Source organism: Exiguobacterium sp. H66 (assembly GCF_018618705.1).
GTDB lineage: Bacteria > Bacillota > Bacilli > Exiguobacteriales > Exiguobacteriaceae > Exiguobacterium_A > Exiguobacterium_A oxidotolerans.
Genome location: NZ_JACSMQ010000003.1, coordinates 34932 through 53302 on the forward strand (window position 1 = coordinate 34932; position 18371 = coordinate 53302).

Consider the following 18371-nt stretch of genomic DNA (forward strand, 5'->3'; position numbering starts at 1 on the left):
AGGTACGAGAAATCGGGGGTTAGTTTCTTGTTTAAGAAAACGAGAGGTTAATTCACTTTTTCAGAAGTTTCAGCATCATACGTTGCTTTTAGTTCTTTACTGATTGGAGCGGGGAGGTCATATGAAGCTTGTCCGTGTTCAGCGACATCAAGTCCGCGGAGTTCATCTTCTCGCGTTATCCGAAGGCCGATCGTTACATCGAGGAGTTTGAGGAAAGCATAACTTAAGACACTGACGACGATGACAGCGAAGACAACACCGAGTGCTTGGACACCGAGTTGACTAAAGCCACCCCCGTAGAATAAACCAGCTTGTCCAATCCCTGTGATTTCAACGAGACGCGGTGAGGCGAAGAACCCGGTAGCAAGTGTTCCCCAAATCCCGGCGACACCGTGAACAGAGAAGGCGCATAATGGATCATCGACACGGCGCGCGAGTAAAATGCTTGTTCCGTACGTGATGATACCTGCGAGGAAACCAATTACAACTGCACCCCACGGTTCAACGAATGCACAGGCTGCAGTAATCGCGACGAGTGCTGCGAGTACGCCGTTGATGATCGAAGGAATGTCTGCCACGCGACGATGCCAGAAAGAAATAGCGAGTGCGCCGAGTGCGCCGGCAGCTGTCGCAAGTAACGTCGTCAAGGCGACATAACTGAAGAACCCGTCGGCAATCGTCAAGGTCGATCCAGCGTTGAAGCCGAACCAGCATAACCAAAGAATGAAGGCGCCGACGACAGAATAGATGACGTTGTGACCAAGGAGCGGCGTTTTTTCAGCGCCAATCCGCTTTTTCAAAATTAACGCGGCGACGAGAGCGGCGATTCCACCTTGTAAGTGGACGACGGTCGAACCGGCGAAGTCTTGCATACCGAGTGAACCGAGGAAACCACCTGCCCAAACAGAGCGAGCGATGATTGGATAAATGATGGCGACGAAGAATGTTCCGAACAGCAGATAAACAGATAGTTTAGCTCGTTCAGCAAACCCGCCCCAGGCAATCGCTAAGGAAACAGCGACGAATGAGAGTTGGAAGAGGAACTTAACATCGATTGTAACATTTGACCAGTCGAGACTTGAGAACCCTCCTTGTAAGAAGAATCCTTCCGTTCCGATTAGACCAGGTCCGTCTCCGAACGTCAGTCCAAACCCAATCGCCCAAAAAGCTAACGCGGCGACGGAAAAACTAATGAGCTGTTTGACGGCGACGTGCCCTGCATTTTTGGCGCGTAACATTCCCGTCTCAAGTAATAGGAAACCGATTTGCATCGTAAAGACGAGTAGCGTAGCGAATAAGACATAAAACGTATCAACTGAAATGATCATTTCTTCAAGATTCATCGTCGTTCCTCCTTTATCAATTTAAAGTATGTGTTTACTTTAAACGGAAATTGTTTTTAAGGAACGACTTGTGTCAGAAAATCTGACATGGTATTTTTATCAAAAGGAGTGACGAAGATGAGTTACCGTGAAAAGAAAGTGATGTCGATCGGGATTGTCTGTGAATTGACAGGGTTATCGGAACGTCAGATTCGTTACTATGAAGAGCGGAAACTTATTTTCCCGGAGCGTACGAACGGGAAAACACGAAAATATTCATTTACAGATATTGAACGGCTAGTTGAAGTTGCAGAAAAAATCGAAGATGGTTGGCGGACGCATGAAATCCGTGAAAAAGAGCGGAAAGTAACGGAGCAGCAACGAACTGATTTAATTCGGGGACAATTGAATGCTGCGTTTGGTCTTTACAAGAAACGGTGAACATTTAATGAACTGGATAAGGAACTGTAATTTTGTAACCGATTTATTGGCACAGACTTCTTCATTTCAGATATAATGTTTTTGTGTTCACAAACTTATCGTACGTTATTTTGGGGCGTTAGTAAGAGTATAAAGGGGTAGTTATGATGAAAAACTTCAATGATACGTTTTTACGGGCGGTCCGTGGCGAACAAGTGGGCCACGTACCTGTCTGGTACATGCGACAAGCAGGTCGTTATCAAGCGGAATATCGTGAAATTAAAAAGACGCGTACGCTGTTCGAAATCACACATGATCCAGAACTATGCGCATACGTCACTGAATTGCCGGTTAAACAACTTGGTGTTGACGCAGCGATTCTGTACAAAGACATCATGACGCCATTACCATCTATGGGTGTTGATGTTGAAATTAAAAGTGGCATCGGTCCGGTCATCGCGAATCCGATTCGAACGATGGAAGATGTACAGGCGCTACAACCGTTTAAAAAAGAAGATATTCCATATATCTTCGAGACCATCAAGTTATTACGGGAACGATTAGAAGTACCATTGATTGGGTTTTCAGGCGCACCGTTTACACTTGCGAGCTATATGATTGAAGGTGGACCTTCAAAAGGCTACCATAAAACGAAAGCATTGATGTATGGACATCCGGATGTATGGCATGCATTAATGGAGAAACTCGGAGACATGGTGATTGACTACATTAAAGCTCAAGTTGATGCGGGCATTCAAGCGTTTCAGATTTTTGATTCATGGGTCGGAACGACAAGTCAGAAAGATTATGTCCTCTACATCAAACCGACAATGGAACGGATTTTCACGGAATTAAAAGAAACAGGCGTTCCGATGATTATGTTTGGTGTCGGTGCAAGTCACTTAGCAGAAGAGTGGCATGATTTACCGCTCGACGTCGTTGGACTTGATTGGCGTCTATCGATCGACGAAGCACGCGAACGTGGGTTGACAAAAACGTTGCAAGGAAACCTTGATCCCTCTTATTTACTTGCACCATGGGAAATCTTAGAAGCGAAAGCAACAGAGATTCTTGACATGGGAATGAAACGTCCTGGATTCATCTTTAATTTAGGACATGGAATCTTCCCGGAAGTCGACCCAGAAGTCTTAAAACGCTTGACTGCATTTATCCATGATTATTCGAAAGAAAAAATGGAGGTAGCAAAATGAAAACACTTGGATTACTCGTAATGGCATACGGAACACCGTATAAACCGGAAGATATCGAACGGTATTACACGCACATCCGTCGTGGGCGTAAACCGTCACCTGAAGCACTCGCTGAACTGACGGAGCGTTATGAAGCAATCGGCGGTGTCTCGCCACTTGCACAAGTCACGATTGACCAGGCGGAAGAATTACATCGTCAATTGTCAGCAAAATATGCGGGCGAAATTGAGTTCAAACTCTATCTAGGTCTCAAGCACATCGAACCGTTCGTCGAAGATGCGGTCGAGCAAATGGCAAAAGACGGCATCACGGAAGCAGTGACGGTTGTTTTAGCACCACACTATTCGACATTCAGCATTCGTTCATACAATGGACGAGCAAAAGAAGTCGCGGACAAACACGGAATTCAGCTTGCTTCCGTCGAATCATGGTACCAAGAAGAAGCATTCATCAACTGGTGGGGACAAGCGATTCGTCAAACATTCGATGCACTGCCTGTACCGGAAGAAAAAGCGGTCCTTGTCGTGTCAGCGCATAGTCTTCCTGAGAAAATCATTGCGAACGGTGACCCGTATCCGGATCAATTGAAAGAAACGGCAGAGTTGATTGCAAAACGTGCTGGTGTCAAACATATGATCACGGGATGGCAATCGGCAGGACAAACACCTGAACCTTGGCTCGGGCCAGACGTTCAAGATTTAACGCGTGATGTTTATGAAGCAGAAGGGTATGAAGCATTCGTATACGTACCAGTCGGATTCGTCGCTGACCATCTAGAAGTTTTGTTTGATAATGATTACGAATGTAAAGTCGTATGTGACGAACTCGGTATCCACTATGCTCGACCAGGTATGCCAAACGCGGAGCCGGCTTTCATGGAGGCAGTCACGGAAGCCGTCGCAAAACAAGTTGGTAGCTATGTCAAGTAAACGTCTCGTTATCGTCGGCGGTGGTATTACTGGTCTTGCCGCTGCCTATTTCGCAGAACGTTTATTTCCTGATTTAAATATCACCGTCCTAGAAGCAGGTGAGCGACTTGGTGGTAAAGTCGCGACCTATCGAGAAGACGGCTTTATGATTGAGCGCGGTCCAGATTCCTATGTCGCACGAAAGCACATCTTGACCGATTTAATTGAAGCCGTTGGTCTAGGTGACAAGTTGGTTCGGAACAACACATCGCAAGCATTCATTTTAGATCCAGGTGGTCTCCATCCGATTCCGAAAGGGTCTGTGATGGGAATCCCGACTGATTTAAATTTATTTTCAGAGACGACGTTGCTGACAGATTCGGAAAAAGCGGAGGTTGCGCGATTGTTGCTTCATCCTTCTGATCAATTGACGATTCCTGAAGAAGATATTCCGCTCGGTAGTTACTTGCGTCCTCGCCTCGGGGATGCGCTGGTCGAGAAGTTGATTGAACCGTTATTGTCTGGAATTTATGCAGGGAATATTGATCAAATGAGTACGTTCGCGACATATCCGCAGTTCGTTGCGAATGAACAAAAAGCGGGATCGTTATTCGAAGGGATGCGTTTGATGCGTCCGACTGCTCAAGTTCAAGGGCAAACGAAACCAACGACAGGACAGTTCCTGTCACTTTCAACGGGGCTTGAATCGCTAGTCGAACGTTTAGAAGAAGTGCTTGAACGGACTGAAATTCGTCTGGAAACGCCTTTACTCGAAGTTGCGCGTGAAAATGAACGTTATCGCTTAAAAACAGATCACGGTCCTGAGTATGCAGATTATGTTCTCTTGACGATTCCTCATCCACAAGTCGTCAGTTTACTTCCGGATGCGGATTTACGGGAACTTGAGCAGTTGAAGACGCATTCAACGGCGACAGTTACGCTGATTTTCGATGAACAAGCGACATTACCCATTGAAGGTACGGGTTTTGTCGTCAATCGACGTGCCCCGTATTCGATTACGGCATGTACGGCGATCGATCAAAAGTGGAGTCATTCTGCACCGAATCATACGGTTTTACGCGCTTTTGTCGGTCGGCCAGGTAATGATGCGCTCGTTCATGAGACGGATGATGTCATCAAGGAAACAGTATTAAAAGATTTGGAACAAATTTGTGGTCAAACGCTTGCACCGAAACAAGTCATCATCAGCCGGTTAGTTGATGGTTTACCAGCTTATACGGTTGGTCATGCAGGACGGATTCAAATTGTCCGTGACGAAGTCATGAGTAAGTATCCTGGTGTGTATTTAGCGGGATTGGCTTATGATGGCGTCGGTTTACCGGATTGTGTTGCCAGTGCGAAAACGATGGTCGAAGAAATCGCTATACAGCACGGACACGAACAATCGAACGTTTAAACTAACATGCCTGAAATTCAGTTACTACTGAATTTCAGGCATGTTTTTTGATGAACGGCAGAGGGACTAAAGAATGGATGCTGGGGAATAGAAAGGAGAGGAGGGATGGATATGATGGATGTACTTAGCACGTTTACAGTTGTCTTACTGTTTGGACTGGGAATCATGAATTTACTTGCAGTGTTGACGGTCATCTTCTTGGAACGGCGTGATATTGGTGCGACATGGGCCTGGATGCTCGTTCTCTATTTCATTCCGATCGTTGGATTTTTAATTTATTTATTTTTTGGACGCCTACTCAAGAAAAAGGATTTTTATCATGTTAAAGAAGAGGAGCGGTTGGAACAGTCACGACGTGTCGAGCTACAGATTACAGAATTGAACCATTTGGGTGACCTTCGACGGACATATCCGTTGATCGAACGATACAATCAATTGATTCAAATGAATCTGAAATCAAACGGGTCATTACTCAGCCTGAAAAATGAAGTGACGATTCTATCAGATGGTGAACAAAAATTTAATCGAATGATGACAGACATCATGAATGCCAAACATGAAATCAATATCCAGTATTACATCATCCAAAAAGATTCCCTTGGCTTAGCATTGATTGACGCATTGACGAAGATGGCGCGTCAAGGAATCAAAGTCCGTTTATTGTATGATGCAGTAGGCTCTCGTGATTTGAAACGACAAGATTTTAAAGACTTACTTCATCATGGTGGAGAAGTGTTTGCGTTTTTTCCACCGACGTTTGGAGTCATTAATTTTCGAATGAACAACCGGAATCATCGTAAGTCTTGTATCGTCGATGGGCAGATTGGTTACATCGGAGGCTTTAATGTCGGAACGGAGTATTTTGGAATTGATGAGAAATTCGGCTATTGGCGTGATACACATTTTCGGCTAGAAGGTGAGGTCGTTCACGATCAATTGGATCGATTTATTTTGGATTGGAATCAAGCGAATGACATCTACACGGATAAAACGCTCTTTTATTATGGATCTCACGAAATCAATCAGCCGTTACCCATGCAAATTGTCACATCCGGACCAAATTCTGAGACAGAACATTTAAAAAATGTATTGATTAAAATGATTTCGCTCGCTAAGAAATCAGTAATGATTCAGTCGCCTTATTTCATACCAGATGCCAGTTACATGGATGCGTGTAAGATGGCGCTATTGTCTGGTGTCGATGTTCGAATCATGATTCCGAATAAACCGGATCACCCATTCGTTTACTGGGCGACGACAGCCGCAGCGGGAGAACTGATTGCCTATGGAGCGAAAATCTATACGTACGAACCAGGGTTTCTTCATGCAAAGACAATTGTAGTGGATGGTGAGATTGCTTCGGTCGGAACGACGAACATTGATGCCCGGAGTTTTCGATTGAACTTTGAAATGAACTCGATTGTATATGATCGAGCGACTGCGCTCGAATTAGAACAATTATTTCTCGCTGATTGTGAAGTATCAAAGTTGTTAACTGCTGAAATATATGCAGAACGGTCGAGGCTGATTAAATTTAAAGAGAGCATTTCTAGATTGTTGTCTCCGATTTTGTAAGGAAGAAAAAGCAACGCTATGACTTTGGTCACGATTCGTTCGAAATAGGTTTGAGAAGGCAAAGAAAAAGAGAAATGGTATAGTGGGATTGAAAAAGATAAAGGAGAGTGGATGAAGTGGCAAAAGCAATCAAGTTATTGATTTCCGACATGGATGGTACGGTCTTATCGAGTAATCAAAAAATCGAACAGGAAACGATTGATGCGATTAAGGCGGCAAAGGAACAAGGCGTCGATTTTGCGATTGCAACAGGGCGGAACTACTTAAATGCGAAGGAATTAACGGATCAAGCAGGAATCGTTTGTCCAATCATTGCATCGAACGGTGCACGTGTCATGACGCGCGAGGGTGAACAACTGAGCGCAACGACGTTGACGGCTGAACAAGCGCAACAAATTTATAGTATCATCAGCCAATATGAAGTGTTTTTCGAGATGTTCTGTGATCAAGGTCTCGTAACAGCGCAAGGCGCAACAATCGATGCAGCGTATGACTCATTAAAAGATATGAGTCGTGAAAGTGACCGTGCGAAAGAAGTTCTCGACTTTTTCTATAAACGCTATTACGTCAATGAAGATGTAAAAATGATTGATGGGTTCCGTTCCTTCATCCGAAATCAGGCGGGACAAGTCTTTAAATTCATCTCATTCTCGTTCGATCAAGACTTAATGAATAAGATTTGGAAAGAAGTCGAAGAAAAAGTTGACGGCATTTATGTGACGTCGTCTGGTCACGATAACATCGAAGTCATGGCAGTCGGTGCCGATAAAGGAACTGCTGTCAAAACGTTAGCGAAGCACTTAGGTGTATCAATCGATGAGGTCGCAGTCATCGGTGACAACTTAAACGACGTTCCGATGTTCAAAGTCGCAGGTGTTGCGATTGCGATGGGGAATGGACATGAAGATGCAAAAGCGATTGCCGCTCACGTCACGAAAACAAACGATGAACATGGTGTCGGTCATGCAATCAGTCAACTTGCAGCCGGAACGTGGTCTTAACGGGAGGATAATATGTTTAAAGCGTTTAAAGAGTTTGCCTTTCGCGGAAATGTCGTTGATTTAGCGATTGGTGTCATCTTAGGGGCAGCATTTAGTAGTATCATCAAGGCGCTTGTCAACAGTATCTTCATGCCGTTGATTGGCATCGTGGTTGGTGGAGTAAATGTAAAAGGATTATCAGTGTCCGTCGGGAGTGCAGAATTATTGTATGGACAGTTTCTTCAAGCAACGATTGAATTCATCTTAATTGCCTTTGCGTTGTTTTTATTCGTCAAAGCTATCAATCGTTTTCGAAGTAAAGAAGAAGTTACGGAAGAAGTCCCGGAACCGACGACGGAAGAAAGACTGCTTACAGAAATTCGAGATGCACTCGTAAGTCGAAACGATGATCGTATTTAAGTAGAAAATTAAATCAAGAAAAAACCCGTCAGCTTTTCTACTCGTCGTAGCAGTAGAAAATGCAGCGGGTTTTTCTTATAAAATGGAAATGAGTTGATTCTCTGAACAAACTTGAAGGGAAAATTGTTTTTCGATACCTTGATCAAATTGAACATCGAGAACGTCTCCTGTTAAATGAAGAACAGTCCCTTCGCCAAATGATTTATGGGCAATCCGCATCTTTTCCTCGATTGGTAATAGTTCTACTGGAGGACGCATACTCGGTCGAACTTGTGCTTGCTGTTTTTGTCGTTTAGCGGCATCTGGATTCAGGATTTGTCGCACGTTGCCAACAAAAATCGATTCTTCGACGACTTTTGATTTGTAGCGATACGAAATCAAATGGAGTTCATGACGTGCTCGTGTCATGCCGACATAGAACAACCGAGCAGCCTCTTCCATTTCTTCGAGCTGACCATCTTTATAGGATTTGATATTATCTGATGATGGTAAAACGCCATTGATTAAATCAATCATGAAGACACGATTAAATTCGAGTCCTTTTGCACTATGGAACGTGGAAAGCGTGACTGCGTTTTGATGTTTATTGGACTTGGCATCACGCATCAGTTGCTCTAAGTGAACAAAACGCTCCTTGAATGCGAGAGCGGTCGGTAAGTCACTGGCGACATTTTCAATCGTGTTCAACATCTCAAGTAAATAATCGATACTGAATCCAAGACTGTCACTCATCTTACGTAAGTTTTTTTCGTATCCGAGTTCATTACGAATCAAAGCAAGAGCAGCAGCCGGACGGGCAGTTTGAATCGAAGCGAAAACAGTTTTCATCGTTTTTAATTGTTTCTTTTGGTAAAACTTCATCTCGACATGTTGAAGTAACAAGTCAAACGCATGTTCACCATTACGTAATTCATAGAGGCGTTGCAACTGGACTTTAGAAATATAGCCGGCAAACTTCGTATGAATTTGTGCCAATACATCGATGTCGGAAGGATCCTGGGCGAATTCGATAAAATGTAAAATATCTTTTAGGACCCAGTGACTGAAGAATTTATGATCGACATCTTTAATGTAAAATGGAACATTTGCTAAATCGAGTGCATTCATGACATTGATTGACGATGCATTGTTCCGGTAAAGAATCGCGACTTCCTCAAAGTTCGTTTCCTGCCGCAACTGATTGATGACATATCGCGTTTGATCTTCATAAGAAGCAAGCTGTTCAATCGTAATCGGACGGACGGATGGATTTTCTGTGAACATTTTTTTCGGATGTCGTACTTTATTCCGTTGAATGAATTGATTCGCCGTTTCGACGATTTCTTTTGACGAACGATAATTTTGTTCCATATACAAAACCGTTGCATCCGGGTACGTGTCCTTGAAGTGGATAATCTTCGAAACATCGGCACCACGCCAGCTATATAAAGTTTGGTCATCATCAGCGACGACACAGAGATTGTTATGCGGAAGAGCCAATTTTTCAACGAGTTGATGCTGGACGAGAGAGGTATCCTGACTTTCATCCGTCAATATATATTCGAAACGTCGTTGATAGTTAGCTAACAAAGAAGCATCGTCAGCAAGAATTGTATTGGCATACGTCAACATGTCATCAAAATCCATCAAAGGATGTGAGGAATCGCGCAGTTTAAATTGTTCATATGCAAGATAGATTTCTGTGAAGTTTTTAATCGTTGTTTTTAATGTACGAATATCTTTTTCGACGAGGAGACGGTTTTTGACAAAAGAAATCATCCGTAACAACTCGTCCATTTGATCTTCTGTGATGACGCTACGGTTTATTTCCTGGAAAATACGACGTAATACCATTCGTTTATGCATCGGCTGATTCGCTGTCTTTTCCAAAGCACCTTCGATGATCGTATATTGTAGCTGATTCAATGACGCATAATCGCGTACGACCTGAAAAGCGAAACTATGGATGGTGGAAAAGGACGCGGTCGTCCCAATAAGATGATGAAACCAACCGTGAAACCGTTCCGCCATTTCATGGGCTGCTGCTTTACTAAACGTCAAACCTAGAATCGCTCGTGGATTTACTTTCTTTTCTAAGATTAAATAAGCAATTTTAAAGTTTAAGGTAGTTGTCTTACCAGACCCGGGGGAAGCAAGTAACAGAAGCGGACCTTCATCATGCTCAATCGCAGCACGTTGGACGGGGTTCAACTTCGTACCAGTTTCAAGCTCCATTTTTTTAAAGAAATCATCGGACATGTCAATCTTCACCTCTAACATCTGTAAACTCGATTTTCTTTCCCTAGTTTAGCATTTCCGACATCATAATTGATTAAGGAAGTAAAAGAAGTGGAATAATATTAGAACGAAACAGAAATCTTGATGTGAGAAAGAATGAGAAGTGACTACGTTTTTCGGTGAGTTATGTATAGGATAAAACTTAAAATCAGTGTAAAATGGGAATTGATGTAAGTCTAGTGAGCTAAAGTAGCTCTTTTTGAAATAGACGGAAGGATGAAAAAACCATGTCTCAAATCAGATTATTTATGTATACGGATGAACACTATGAGCAATGCGATGCCTTTATACTTCCGGAAGAACAAGTTCAATTTACGACTTTCCCGACTCGTGTCGTAACGGAAGCGTTAGAAAATCCAGATAAGTTTCCTGTCGTCATCAAAAAAGACTTGGAAGTCGTCGGCTTTTTCATCTTGCACTTAAACCCCCCGAAAACGCATCGGACAGAAGAACAAAGTGTTCTCTTACGTGCATTTTCGATTGATGCTAAACATCAAAAACAAGGGTATGCCAAAGAAGCGATGTTGCAGCTACCAAAATTCGTTCAGCAACACTTTCCACAAGTAACTGCCATTACATTAGCTGTCAATAAAAAAAATATCGCGGCTAAATCGTTATATTTTAAAACCGGTTATGTAGATACGCTCCAATCAGTCATGGGACCAATCGGCGAACAACACATACTCGCTTTTAGCTTGCAAAAAGAAACGCAATTAGAGCGTTGAGTACCATCGAAAAGGCTTGAGATACAATCGGATGATTTTGAACAGGACGAAATCAAAGAAGGGATTGCGCATCGATTTTAGATGGCAATCCCTTCTTTAATCTTGTTTAGAGCAAATCACGTGTTTCGGACTCTCGGTCTAAAAGTGCTGTGCTTTTTATATTTACAATTCGTAGATCGCAATATCCGCTGTCAAATCACCGATTAACGTAATATCCTGACTCGTTGATTTCGGGAAAATGCGAGTGGAAGCGACAGCTTCACCGTCATTCAAAAAGATTTCGATTGATGAGCGATCAACGAATAGCCGTAGTTGATGTAACGGTTGTTCTAATTGAACAGTACGTGTCGTACCGTAATCGACAGCAGGAACTTCAGCGCCAGAACGACTACGATCAAGCGTAAAGCGTTGTGTCATCGCATCATAAGTTAGGACGGTTGCTTCCTGGTCAGCGGCTCGAACATGTATCTCGAACTGCGTTGTTTGAAGTGCTAAGTTTGATAGATCGAGTTCAAATGTCTCTGCTTGGGCAATCACCATCGCATGATTAATTTCAGTAGATTGCGCGTAAATTGTACGTTTTCTAAGAAGATCGAGTTCACGGACAGGCAGTTGTTTCAAACGTCCTTCCTGCAACGTCAGTTCACGTGGAAGTGTTAATGCATGAGCCCAGTTATACATGTCGCTCGGATATGAAATGTCTGGTAAGCCCATCCATCCGACTAAAATCCGGCGTCCATCTGCTGCTTGCGTCGTTTGGGGGGCATAAAAATCAAACCCGAAATCGAGTTCTGAGAAGGCATGGTGTTGATACGTTAACTCAGGCAAAGCTAGTTTTTCCCCAATCATGTATCCGGATTGGAAAATGTTTTGATAAGCGTCCCCGTCCGGCTCAATGCCTTGTGGGCTGAATAATAAAATACCTTTATCATCGAGTTCGAAGTAATCAGGACATTCCCACATGTAGCCAAAGTCAGGGTATTGTGTCTTCAACTCTCCGAGGAACGTCCATGTTTCAGCATCTTCCGACTGATAGAGGACGGTGCATCCCGTTAAATCGTCGCGCTGAGCTCCGATGATGCAATACCATGTACCAGACGCTTCCTGGAAGACTTTCGGGTCGCGAAAATGTTCTGTGTAACCTGCAGGAACGTTCGGAATCGCAGGAGGTAAGTGCTTGTCGATGCGACCATCCGAACGCAAATGACCAACGATTTGACTTGGATGCCGTACCCAATCTGCATCGCGTTTGTTTCCTGTATACATAATATGGACAGCACCATCCTTAATGAAGCCGCTACCTGAGTATGCACCATGGGAATCTGCATCATCGTTCGGAATAAGTGCCGCGCCTTCGTCAAACCAATGGACTAAATCTTTTGATGTCATGTGATACCAATACTTTAGACCATGAACAGGTCCAAGTGGGAACCACTGATAAAATAAATGATACGTTCCGTCGTGATATACAAAACCGTTCGGATCGTTTAGGAGACCGGTTGGAGGTTGGATATGGTAAGAAAACCGCCAAGGAGAATTTCTTACTTCTTCCTTCATTGTTTGATAAACTTCCGGTGCGATATCTGAGAGGGGGCGATAGCGTGCCTCGCGTGTCCACTGATTCATGCTGACAGCTCCTTATGCATTTATTTATATTTTTTCTTCTATTTGCTTACATTACGGAGAGCGTTCCCTCTTGTCAATGTCTAATGTTAGCGATGGAACGTCAATCGACCTTTACCAAGTTTTTTAGAATCATATAGTGCAATATCAGCACGGTGGATGACTTGTTCAACCGATTCGTTTATTCGTCGCGTCGCAATTCCGATACTTACCCCAATCTGAAGTGTGGATTGACCGATGACATAGGAATCTGAAAGATACGCTATGATTTCTGTTCCGTACTGATCGAGTAAATCGAAGGGTACGACATCGTTCAAAACGATTAAAAATTCATCTCCGCCAAGTCGTGCGATCATACTGTTCGGGCGTCTCATCTGGCTCAAACGTTCAGCTACTTCTTTTAATAATACGTCACCTGTCTGATGTCCAAATCGATCATTGATTGCTTTGAAGCCATCTAAATCAATATAGAGATAGATTTCGGGCGTTTCATTTAAAGAAATCGCATGTAAGTAGTTCGACAGTCCGTTTCGGTTCGGTAAACCGGTCAGCGGATCGATGAGCGCTAACGTCTCATACGTCGTTCGTTGCTGTTCTGTATCAGACAGCTGAGCAATCAGTTGACGTAAGGCAACCGATAGAACGGTGATTTCTCGAATTCCTTTATGGGACGGGATTGAGATTGAATGATCGTGTTGCATCTGCTCAGCAGCCAGTGTAATTTTCTTGAGTGGTTTCGTAATGAGTTGCGCGATGAACCAACCGATGACGGCAGTAACGATGGAAGCAATCAGTCCAGCGAAAAAAATAAATTTCTTCAATAGGATGGCGTCGTTAAAGGCGATTTCACTTGGTTGACGGACAAGAATCGTCCAGCCGAGACCATCGTAGTTTTTGTAGCCTTGGCTTTTAGTCGAGCCGGTCAAATAGACATTTCCATCAGACCATTCCGATACATGATAACCGGACTCGACGGGTTCGACGAGATTCTGTGGGAGCGCTTTACCGCGCCACTCATTCGGTCCGAGTAAAACAGTCCGTTGATTTTCGCTGACGATGAAAAATTCTAAACCCTCGATTTGTTTGGTTGAACTCTTAAAGCTTTGTTCGATTTCTTTTGCCCAGGCGAAGCTCAGGTGCGCTGCAAGGACGCCAGTCAATCGACCATCAGTGAATATAGGGGTGCTGATATCAACGAACTGTAAAGGTTCATTACTCGGATTGGGAAGCAGTTTTGCAAGCAAGACGGCATCATGGACATCACCAATGAATGGGCGTTCTGTCGCTTCTTGGAAGACGGGGCGTGATTGAATCGATTGCCCTTCTAAGATTTGATCCGTCGAAGCACGCACTGTACCGTTCGCATCGAGTAGACCAATCCAAGAGAAATCAGGAATTTGTTGCTGGAGTTGTTCTAACGTCGTTCGCGTGACAGGAACGTCTGCTGAATTTTTAAGCGTCGGAAGCGTAGCAAGTAGATTAACTTCTGCTGCCCGTGACCACATGTAATGGTCGAGTTTATCGGACAACTGGTAGGCAGTCGCAGACAACGTCATTCCGACTTCTTCTTTTAGGCGATCTGTTGCACGGTCACTAATAAAAAAGGTTAAACATAAGGTCACTGTAAAAAAGAGTAGGGCAATTAGCATTGCAAGTAACACATCAAAACGAATTGATAACTTTTGCATCTAGTGAGCTCCATTTCACCTGTAAATATACGATGACGTATTCTACTTTATTTTATCATAGTTCCTCGACGTGTCTTGAAATTTGACGAAAACTTCGACCTCCTGGTTCGTATTAGAAATACTTTTCTGTTCGAAAATATAACCTAGTTTTCGCCAAAAAGATTGTCCGATTTGATTTTTTGGAAGAACAGCTAAACGAATGACGTCTTTGTTCTTTAAATAGCGTTCATGAAAAGTATGATAAAGGATTGTACCGACTCCCTGGTGATGATAGCGGCCATCAATCAAAAAGAGACCAATCCAAGTTGATCCGTCCCGTGGATGTTCAGGCAAATAGTCGATAATTGCAAAAGGTCCCCCATCACTTCGACATAGAAGACTGACGGTTTCGGGGTTAAGGAACTCTTCTGTGAATGCTTGACGAGTTAAAGGAAGTTGACGATTTTCTAGCTGAGCATATGCCAGGTTGTGATTAAAAATGGTTTGAACATCTTTAAAGTGGTCTGGGGTGATTTCAATAAACGTAACGTCCATGTCGAACCTCTCTTTCATCAATTTCGTAACATTCAATGCTTTTATTATACAAAGAGCAAGTGGGTTTTGATTACATAATTGTAAGAAAAGGAACTTTTTCTTTTATTTCCCGTACAATGTAAAGGTAGAGTGAAAGAAATGAGGAGGCGAAAAAAATGTTGAAGATTGAACATATCTCGAAGCGGCTCGGAAAAGAGCAAATCCTAAAAGATGTCAGCTTTGAAGTTGCACCCGGAGAAGTCTTTGGATTTTTAGGTCCGAACGGTGCAGGGAAAACGACGACAATTCGAATCATTACAGGGTTGTTAGAGCAGGACGAAGGTAAAGTGACCGTGAATGGACACGATGTCGTCGAGGAGCGTTCGAAAGCATTGACGCAAATTGGAGCGATTGTCGAAAATCCGGCATTTTATCCGTATATGACAGGGAAGCAAAACCTCGTTCATGCGAAAAACTTAATTCCAGGTTTAGGTGAAGTCGACTACGAGGCACTTTCCCGTCTCGTTGGGCTGGAAGGGAAGCTGTCGAAAAAAGTCGGCGAGTATTCTCTTGGGATGAAACAACGTTTAGGAATTGCCCGCGCTTTATTACATAATCCGCGTGTTCTCATTCTCGATGAACCGACGAACGGGCTTGACCCAGCCGGAATCGCAGAACTGCGTGAATATTTACGGGCGATGGCTCGGGATCAACAGATTGCGATTTTAATATCGAGTCATATGTTGGGTGAAATGGAGCAGATTAGCGACCGGTATGCCATCATCGATCAAGGTGTCATCAAATCTGTCGAATCCGTCCGCAATGAGACGGGATCGAAAATTTTATTACGTGTTGCGACGGAAGAAACGGAAGACGTACTTGAAGCACTTAAAGCAGCAAACTATCAAGCGGATCTGTGGAATGATCGAATCGTCGTTACGGCTCCTGAAACGGCATGCCCGGCAATTGCTCGCCTAGTCGTTCCGATTGCTGATTTACACGAGTTAACCATTAAACGGATGACGTTAGAAGAACAATTCTTGCAAGTCACGAAAAAAGAGGGGGATTCACATGCTTTCACTCATACAAAATGAATGGATGAAATGGTGGACGATGAAAAAATCGAAAATCGTATTGGCCTTGTATGTACTCGTTACGATTGGAATCATCATAATCGCAAAGACAAATGATATCGATTTTACGCGAAGTGAATTTTATTCAATCACGTCGATGGTTTTAATTGCACTGCTTGGTATCATCACAATCGTCTTCACAGCTGAAGCGATCGGTAATGAAGTCCGGTATGATACGATGAAACATTTATTGATGAGTCCATATTCCCGGATGACGATTTATTTCTCGAAATTAGCGTTTTCCGTTCTCATCATGCTCGGTCAGTTCCTGTTTATCGTCCTGCTTTCATACGCATTGTCATTTCCGTTCTCTGAAGCTGGAGACCCACTCGTCATGCGGGATACCTGGTTACAACTGGTAGGTCCAATCTTTACGATTTTCATGACGTTATTCTTTTCGCTCGTTTTCCGCTCCGTCGGAATGATCATCGGTTTTACTGTACTTGCTCAGTTCTTTACTTCGATTGCCGGGAACGTCTTGCTTGCCTTTAAACCAGAAATCGCGAAATGGATCGTCTTCATGCACCTCGATTGGTCGATGTACTTCGATGGTTCACTAATGGCAGAGATGGCTAATCAAATGGATACGACATTGACATTCTCCGTGCTCTTTGTACTTGCGCATATCTTAGTATTGCTCGGTGGATCAATTTTAATCTTCCAAAAGAAATCATATACGTAAAAAAATCCCGTCCTCAAATGATTCGTGAGGGCGGGATTTTTTAATTACTTCACTCGATTGGAAATCGGGAAAATCCGCTGGAAAAATTCAATTAACGGACCATTCAATAATAAGAACACAAAGGTTCCGACACCAATCCCAATCAATTCGTGTTCGACGATGGAAAGAACACTTGCGATGAGGAAAGGGATTGCTAAGCTGATCGTCGCACCGATTGTCGTACTCTTGAAACGACTGATTAACGATTTCATCAAGTAATCAGGCGGCATTAAGACGAAACCTATTTGTAGATAAAGGGCGAGACCTAATGAAATCATCGGCATCCCGATTATCATATAAACCGAACGGGTTACAAGGTTCGATGGCACATAGAGTAGCTGATGAATAGCTAAGAAAAAGTCAATCGCAACACCAAATAAAACGACGAGCGAAAAACTTAAAATAATTGTCCACCAACTAAAACGACTTCCTAAAGCGAGAGCGCTGCCGAGCGCGAAGATATGCAGACAAACGATTGCTAACCCGACCGTTAAAGGTGAAATTCTCGCTAAAGCTTCGCTGGCGGAAGTCCAAGGAGCACTCCCGATTGCGGCGGTGACCATAAAGCTGTTCCCTAAGGCGTTGATGATGATGGAAAATAAGTAAATCGTAATTCGTTTTTGTTGACTCATGGTGGAACGTAGCAAGTGATGCTACGCTTCTCACCTCCTTTTCAGACAGTTTTACGTTAAGGTATACCCTAAAAGTGTTGATTCTTTTCATGGAAATTCAGGAAATCCCATTGCGAAACCCTTACTGGACACGACATACTGAAAACAATTCAAAGAAATGGGGAGAGACGATGACTTATTTTGGTCAGAAAATTTTACCGTCCGTCAGGAAACTTGAGGACTTTGAAAAAATGCTGAAAAGTCCGTATGAATACGGGGTGTTACTCGAGATGCACGTCTCGCGTTTAAAGTCGGTTTATGAATTAGCCAATCGATATGATAAAAAAATGTTTTTGCATATGGATTTAGTTCAAGGACTAAAAAATGATGAATACGCGACGGAGTACGTCTGTCAGGAATTAAAGCCATATGGTGTCATTTCGACGAAAGCGAGCGTCATCTTAAAGGCGCGTCAAAAGAAAGTTAAAACGATGCAACGGATGTTCCTGCTCGATTCTAGTTCACTCGAAAAAAGTTATCAATTGATGGAGCGGACTCAGCCTGATTATATCGAAGTGTTACCCGGATTGATGCCAAAATACATTGAAGAAGTTAAACGAAAAACGGGACGACTCGTTTTTGCGGGTGGGTTGATTGATACGGTCGAGGAAGTAGAACAAGCGATTGCAGCGGGTGCGTCGAGTATTACGACGTCCAATAAAGAGTTGTGGCGACATTTTGAACCTGAACGATGAAAGCGCTATGATAAAACGCACAAAAAGTGTTTGACAGCGTTTTCATCGATTGTTATAGTGACATTAAGTTAA

At 43.3% G+C, this 18371-nt stretch carries 17 protein-coding genes; 11 read left to right on the forward strand and 6 right to left on the reverse strand.

All coding sequences use genetic code 11. From position 1 onward, the window contains the following. Nucleotides 1–47: 47 nt before the first annotated feature. Complete coding sequence (locus KNP88_RS06220) at nt 48–1343, reverse strand: ammonium transporter (protein WP_214765535.1); 1296 nt, start codon at nt 1341–1343, stop codon at nt 48–50. 117 nt (nt 1344–1460) lie between these two features. On the opposite strand from KNP88_RS06220, the gene KNP88_RS06225 reads away from it, so the two are divergent. From KNP88_RS06225 to mscL, 7 genes are all read left to right on the forward strand, one after another. Then, the gene (locus KNP88_RS06225) at nt 1461–1763 is read left to right on the forward strand and encodes a MerR family transcriptional regulator (RefSeq protein ID WP_088836463.1); all 303 of its coding nucleotides are present in this window, start codon (nt 1461–1463) and stop codon (nt 1761–1763) included. A 143-nt stretch (nt 1764–1906) separates the two neighbouring features. Continuing rightward, nucleotides 1907–2953, forward strand: coding sequence for a uroporphyrinogen decarboxylase (hemE, locus tag KNP88_RS06230; RefSeq protein ID WP_029332824.1), 1047 nt, complete (start codon nt 1907–1909; stop codon nt 2951–2953). Then, nucleotides 2950–3882 carry a ferrochelatase gene (gene hemH / locus KNP88_RS06235; RefSeq protein WP_029332825.1) on the forward strand — a complete coding sequence of 311 codons (933 nt, stop codon included), beginning with the start codon at nt 2950–2952 and terminating at the stop codon, nt 3880–3882. Before hemE ends, hemH begins: the two co-directional genes overlap by 4 nt. After that, nucleotides 3872–5278, forward strand: a complete 1407-nt coding sequence (hemG, locus tag KNP88_RS06240) for a protoporphyrinogen oxidase (protein WP_214892901.1) — start codon at nt 3872–3874, stop codon at nt 5276–5278. The genes hemH and hemG overlap by 11 nt, the downstream gene beginning before the upstream one ends. A 111-nt stretch (nt 5279–5389) precedes the next feature. Beyond that, the gene (cls, locus tag KNP88_RS06245) at nt 5390–6853 is read left to right on the forward strand and encodes a cardiolipin synthase (RefSeq protein ID WP_214892902.1); all 1464 of its coding nucleotides are present in this window, start codon (nt 5390–5392) and stop codon (nt 6851–6853) included. Nucleotides 6854–6969: 116 nt separating this feature from the next. Continuing rightward, nucleotides 6970–7854, forward strand: a complete 885-nt coding sequence (locus tag KNP88_RS06250) for a Cof-type HAD-IIB family hydrolase (protein WP_159172715.1) — start codon at nt 6970–6972, stop codon at nt 7852–7854. A gap of 12 nt (nt 7855–7866) precedes the next feature. Next, nucleotides 7867–8253 carry a large-conductance mechanosensitive channel protein MscL gene (mscL, locus tag KNP88_RS06255; RefSeq protein WP_029332829.1) on the forward strand — a complete coding sequence of 129 codons (387 nt, stop codon included), beginning with the start codon at nt 7867–7869 and terminating at the stop codon, nt 8251–8253. Nucleotides 8254–8328: 75 nt separating this feature from the next. Here the strand turns inward: mscL and KNP88_RS06260 are convergent, their stop codons facing one another. Beyond that, nucleotides 8329–10491 (reverse strand): ATP-dependent helicase, encoded by a 2163-nt coding sequence (locus KNP88_RS06260; protein ID WP_214892904.1) that lies wholly within the window; start codon nt 10489–10491, stop codon nt 8329–8331. Nucleotides 10492–10757: 266 nt separating this feature from the next. Between KNP88_RS06260 and KNP88_RS06265 the strand changes: the two genes are divergently transcribed. Beyond that, entirely contained in the window at nt 10758–11255 is a 498-nt protein-coding gene (locus KNP88_RS06265; RefSeq protein WP_088836469.1) for a GNAT family N-acetyltransferase, read from the forward strand. Between the two features lie 162 nt (nt 11256–11417). Here KNP88_RS06265 and KNP88_RS06270 read toward each other — a convergent pair whose 3' ends face one another. The 3 genes from KNP88_RS06270 to KNP88_RS06280 form a co-directional block, all read right to left on the reverse strand. Further along, nucleotides 11418–12881, reverse strand: a complete 1464-nt coding sequence (locus KNP88_RS06270; protein ID WP_214892906.1) for a glycoside hydrolase family 32 protein — start codon at nt 12879–12881, stop codon at nt 11418–11420. A gap of 86 nt (nt 12882–12967) precedes the next feature. Continuing rightward, nucleotides 12968–14566 carry a sensor domain-containing diguanylate cyclase gene (locus KNP88_RS06275; RefSeq protein WP_214892909.1) on the reverse strand — a complete coding sequence of 533 codons (1599 nt, stop codon included), beginning with the start codon at nt 14564–14566 and terminating at the stop codon, nt 12968–12970. Nucleotides 14567–14608: 42 nt separating this feature from the next. Then, nucleotides 14609–15100, reverse strand: a complete 492-nt coding sequence (locus KNP88_RS06280; protein ID WP_214892913.1) for a GNAT family N-acetyltransferase — start codon at nt 15098–15100, stop codon at nt 14609–14611. A 155-nt stretch (nt 15101–15255) separates the two neighbouring features. On the opposite strand from KNP88_RS06280, the gene KNP88_RS06285 reads away from it, so the two are divergent. Beyond that, nucleotides 15256–16173: an ABC transporter ATP-binding protein gene (locus tag KNP88_RS06285; protein WP_214810688.1), complete on the forward strand. Its 918-nt coding sequence runs from the start codon at nt 15256–15258 to the stop codon at nt 16171–16173. Further along, a complete protein-coding gene (locus KNP88_RS06290; protein ID WP_214892915.1) occupies nt 16151–16894 on the forward strand; it encodes an ABC transporter permease in 744 nt (247 codons plus the stop codon). The genes KNP88_RS06285 and KNP88_RS06290 overlap by 23 nt, the downstream gene beginning before the upstream one ends. Before the next feature lie 44 nt (nt 16895–16938). Here KNP88_RS06290 and KNP88_RS06295 read toward each other — a convergent pair whose 3' ends face one another. Next, nucleotides 16939–17580 (reverse strand): YczE/YyaS/YitT family protein, encoded by a 642-nt coding sequence (locus KNP88_RS06295; RefSeq protein ID WP_251137150.1) that lies wholly within the window; start codon nt 17578–17580, stop codon nt 16939–16941. Between the two features lie 155 nt (nt 17581–17735). Between KNP88_RS06295 and KNP88_RS06300 the strand changes: the two genes are divergently transcribed. Beyond that, entirely contained in the window at nt 17736–18299 is a 564-nt protein-coding gene (locus KNP88_RS06300) for a glycerol-3-phosphate responsive antiterminator (RefSeq protein WP_088836476.1), read from the forward strand. Nucleotides 18300–18371 lie beyond the last annotated feature (72 nt).

Bases quoted from the DNA above. Each gene is read 5' to 3' on its own strand.
- KNP88_RS06220 (WP_214765535.1), bottom strand. From the start codon at position 1,343: ATGAATCTTGAAGAAATGATCATTTCAGTTGATACGTTTTATGTCTTA.
- KNP88_RS06225 (WP_088836463.1), top strand. From the start codon at position 1,461: ATGAGTTACCGTGAAAAGAAAGTGATGTCGATCGGGATTGTCTGTGAA.
- hemE (WP_029332824.1), top strand. From the start codon at position 1,907: ATGATGAAAAACTTCAATGATACGTTTTTACGGGCGGTCCGTGGCGAA.
- hemH (WP_029332825.1), top strand. From the start codon at position 2,950: ATGAAAACACTTGGATTACTCGTAATGGCATACGGAACACCGTATAAA.
- hemG (WP_214892901.1), top strand. From the start codon at position 3,872: ATGTCAAGTAAACGTCTCGTTATCGTCGGCGGTGGTATTACTGGTCTT.
- cls (WP_214892902.1), top strand. From the start codon at position 5,390: ATGATGGATGTACTTAGCACGTTTACAGTTGTCTTACTGTTTGGACTG.
- mscL (WP_029332829.1), top strand. From the start codon at position 7,867: ATGTTTAAAGCGTTTAAAGAGTTTGCCTTTCGCGGAAATGTCGTTGAT.
- KNP88_RS06260 (WP_214892904.1), bottom strand. From the start codon at position 10,491: ATGTCCGATGATTTCTTTAAAAAAATGGAGCTTGAAACTGGTACGAAG.
- KNP88_RS06265 (WP_088836469.1), top strand. From the start codon at position 10,758: ATGTCTCAAATCAGATTATTTATGTATACGGATGAACACTATGAGCAA.
- KNP88_RS06270 (WP_214892906.1), bottom strand. From the start codon at position 12,881: ATGAATCAGTGGACACGCGAGGCACGCTATCGCCCCCTCTCAGATATC.
- KNP88_RS06275 (WP_214892909.1), bottom strand. From the start codon at position 14,566: ATGCAAAAGTTATCAATTCGTTTTGATGTGTTACTTGCAATGCTAATT.
- KNP88_RS06280 (WP_214892913.1), bottom strand. From the start codon at position 15,100: ATGGACGTTACGTTTATTGAAATCACCCCAGACCACTTTAAAGATGTT.
- KNP88_RS06285 (WP_214810688.1), top strand. From the start codon at position 15,256: ATGTTGAAGATTGAACATATCTCGAAGCGGCTCGGAAAAGAGCAAATC.
- KNP88_RS06290 (WP_214892915.1), top strand. From the start codon at position 16,151: ATGCTTTCACTCATACAAAATGAATGGATGAAATGGTGGACGATGAAA.
- KNP88_RS06300 (WP_088836476.1), top strand. From the start codon at position 17,736: ATGACTTATTTTGGTCAGAAAATTTTACCGTCCGTCAGGAAACTTGAG.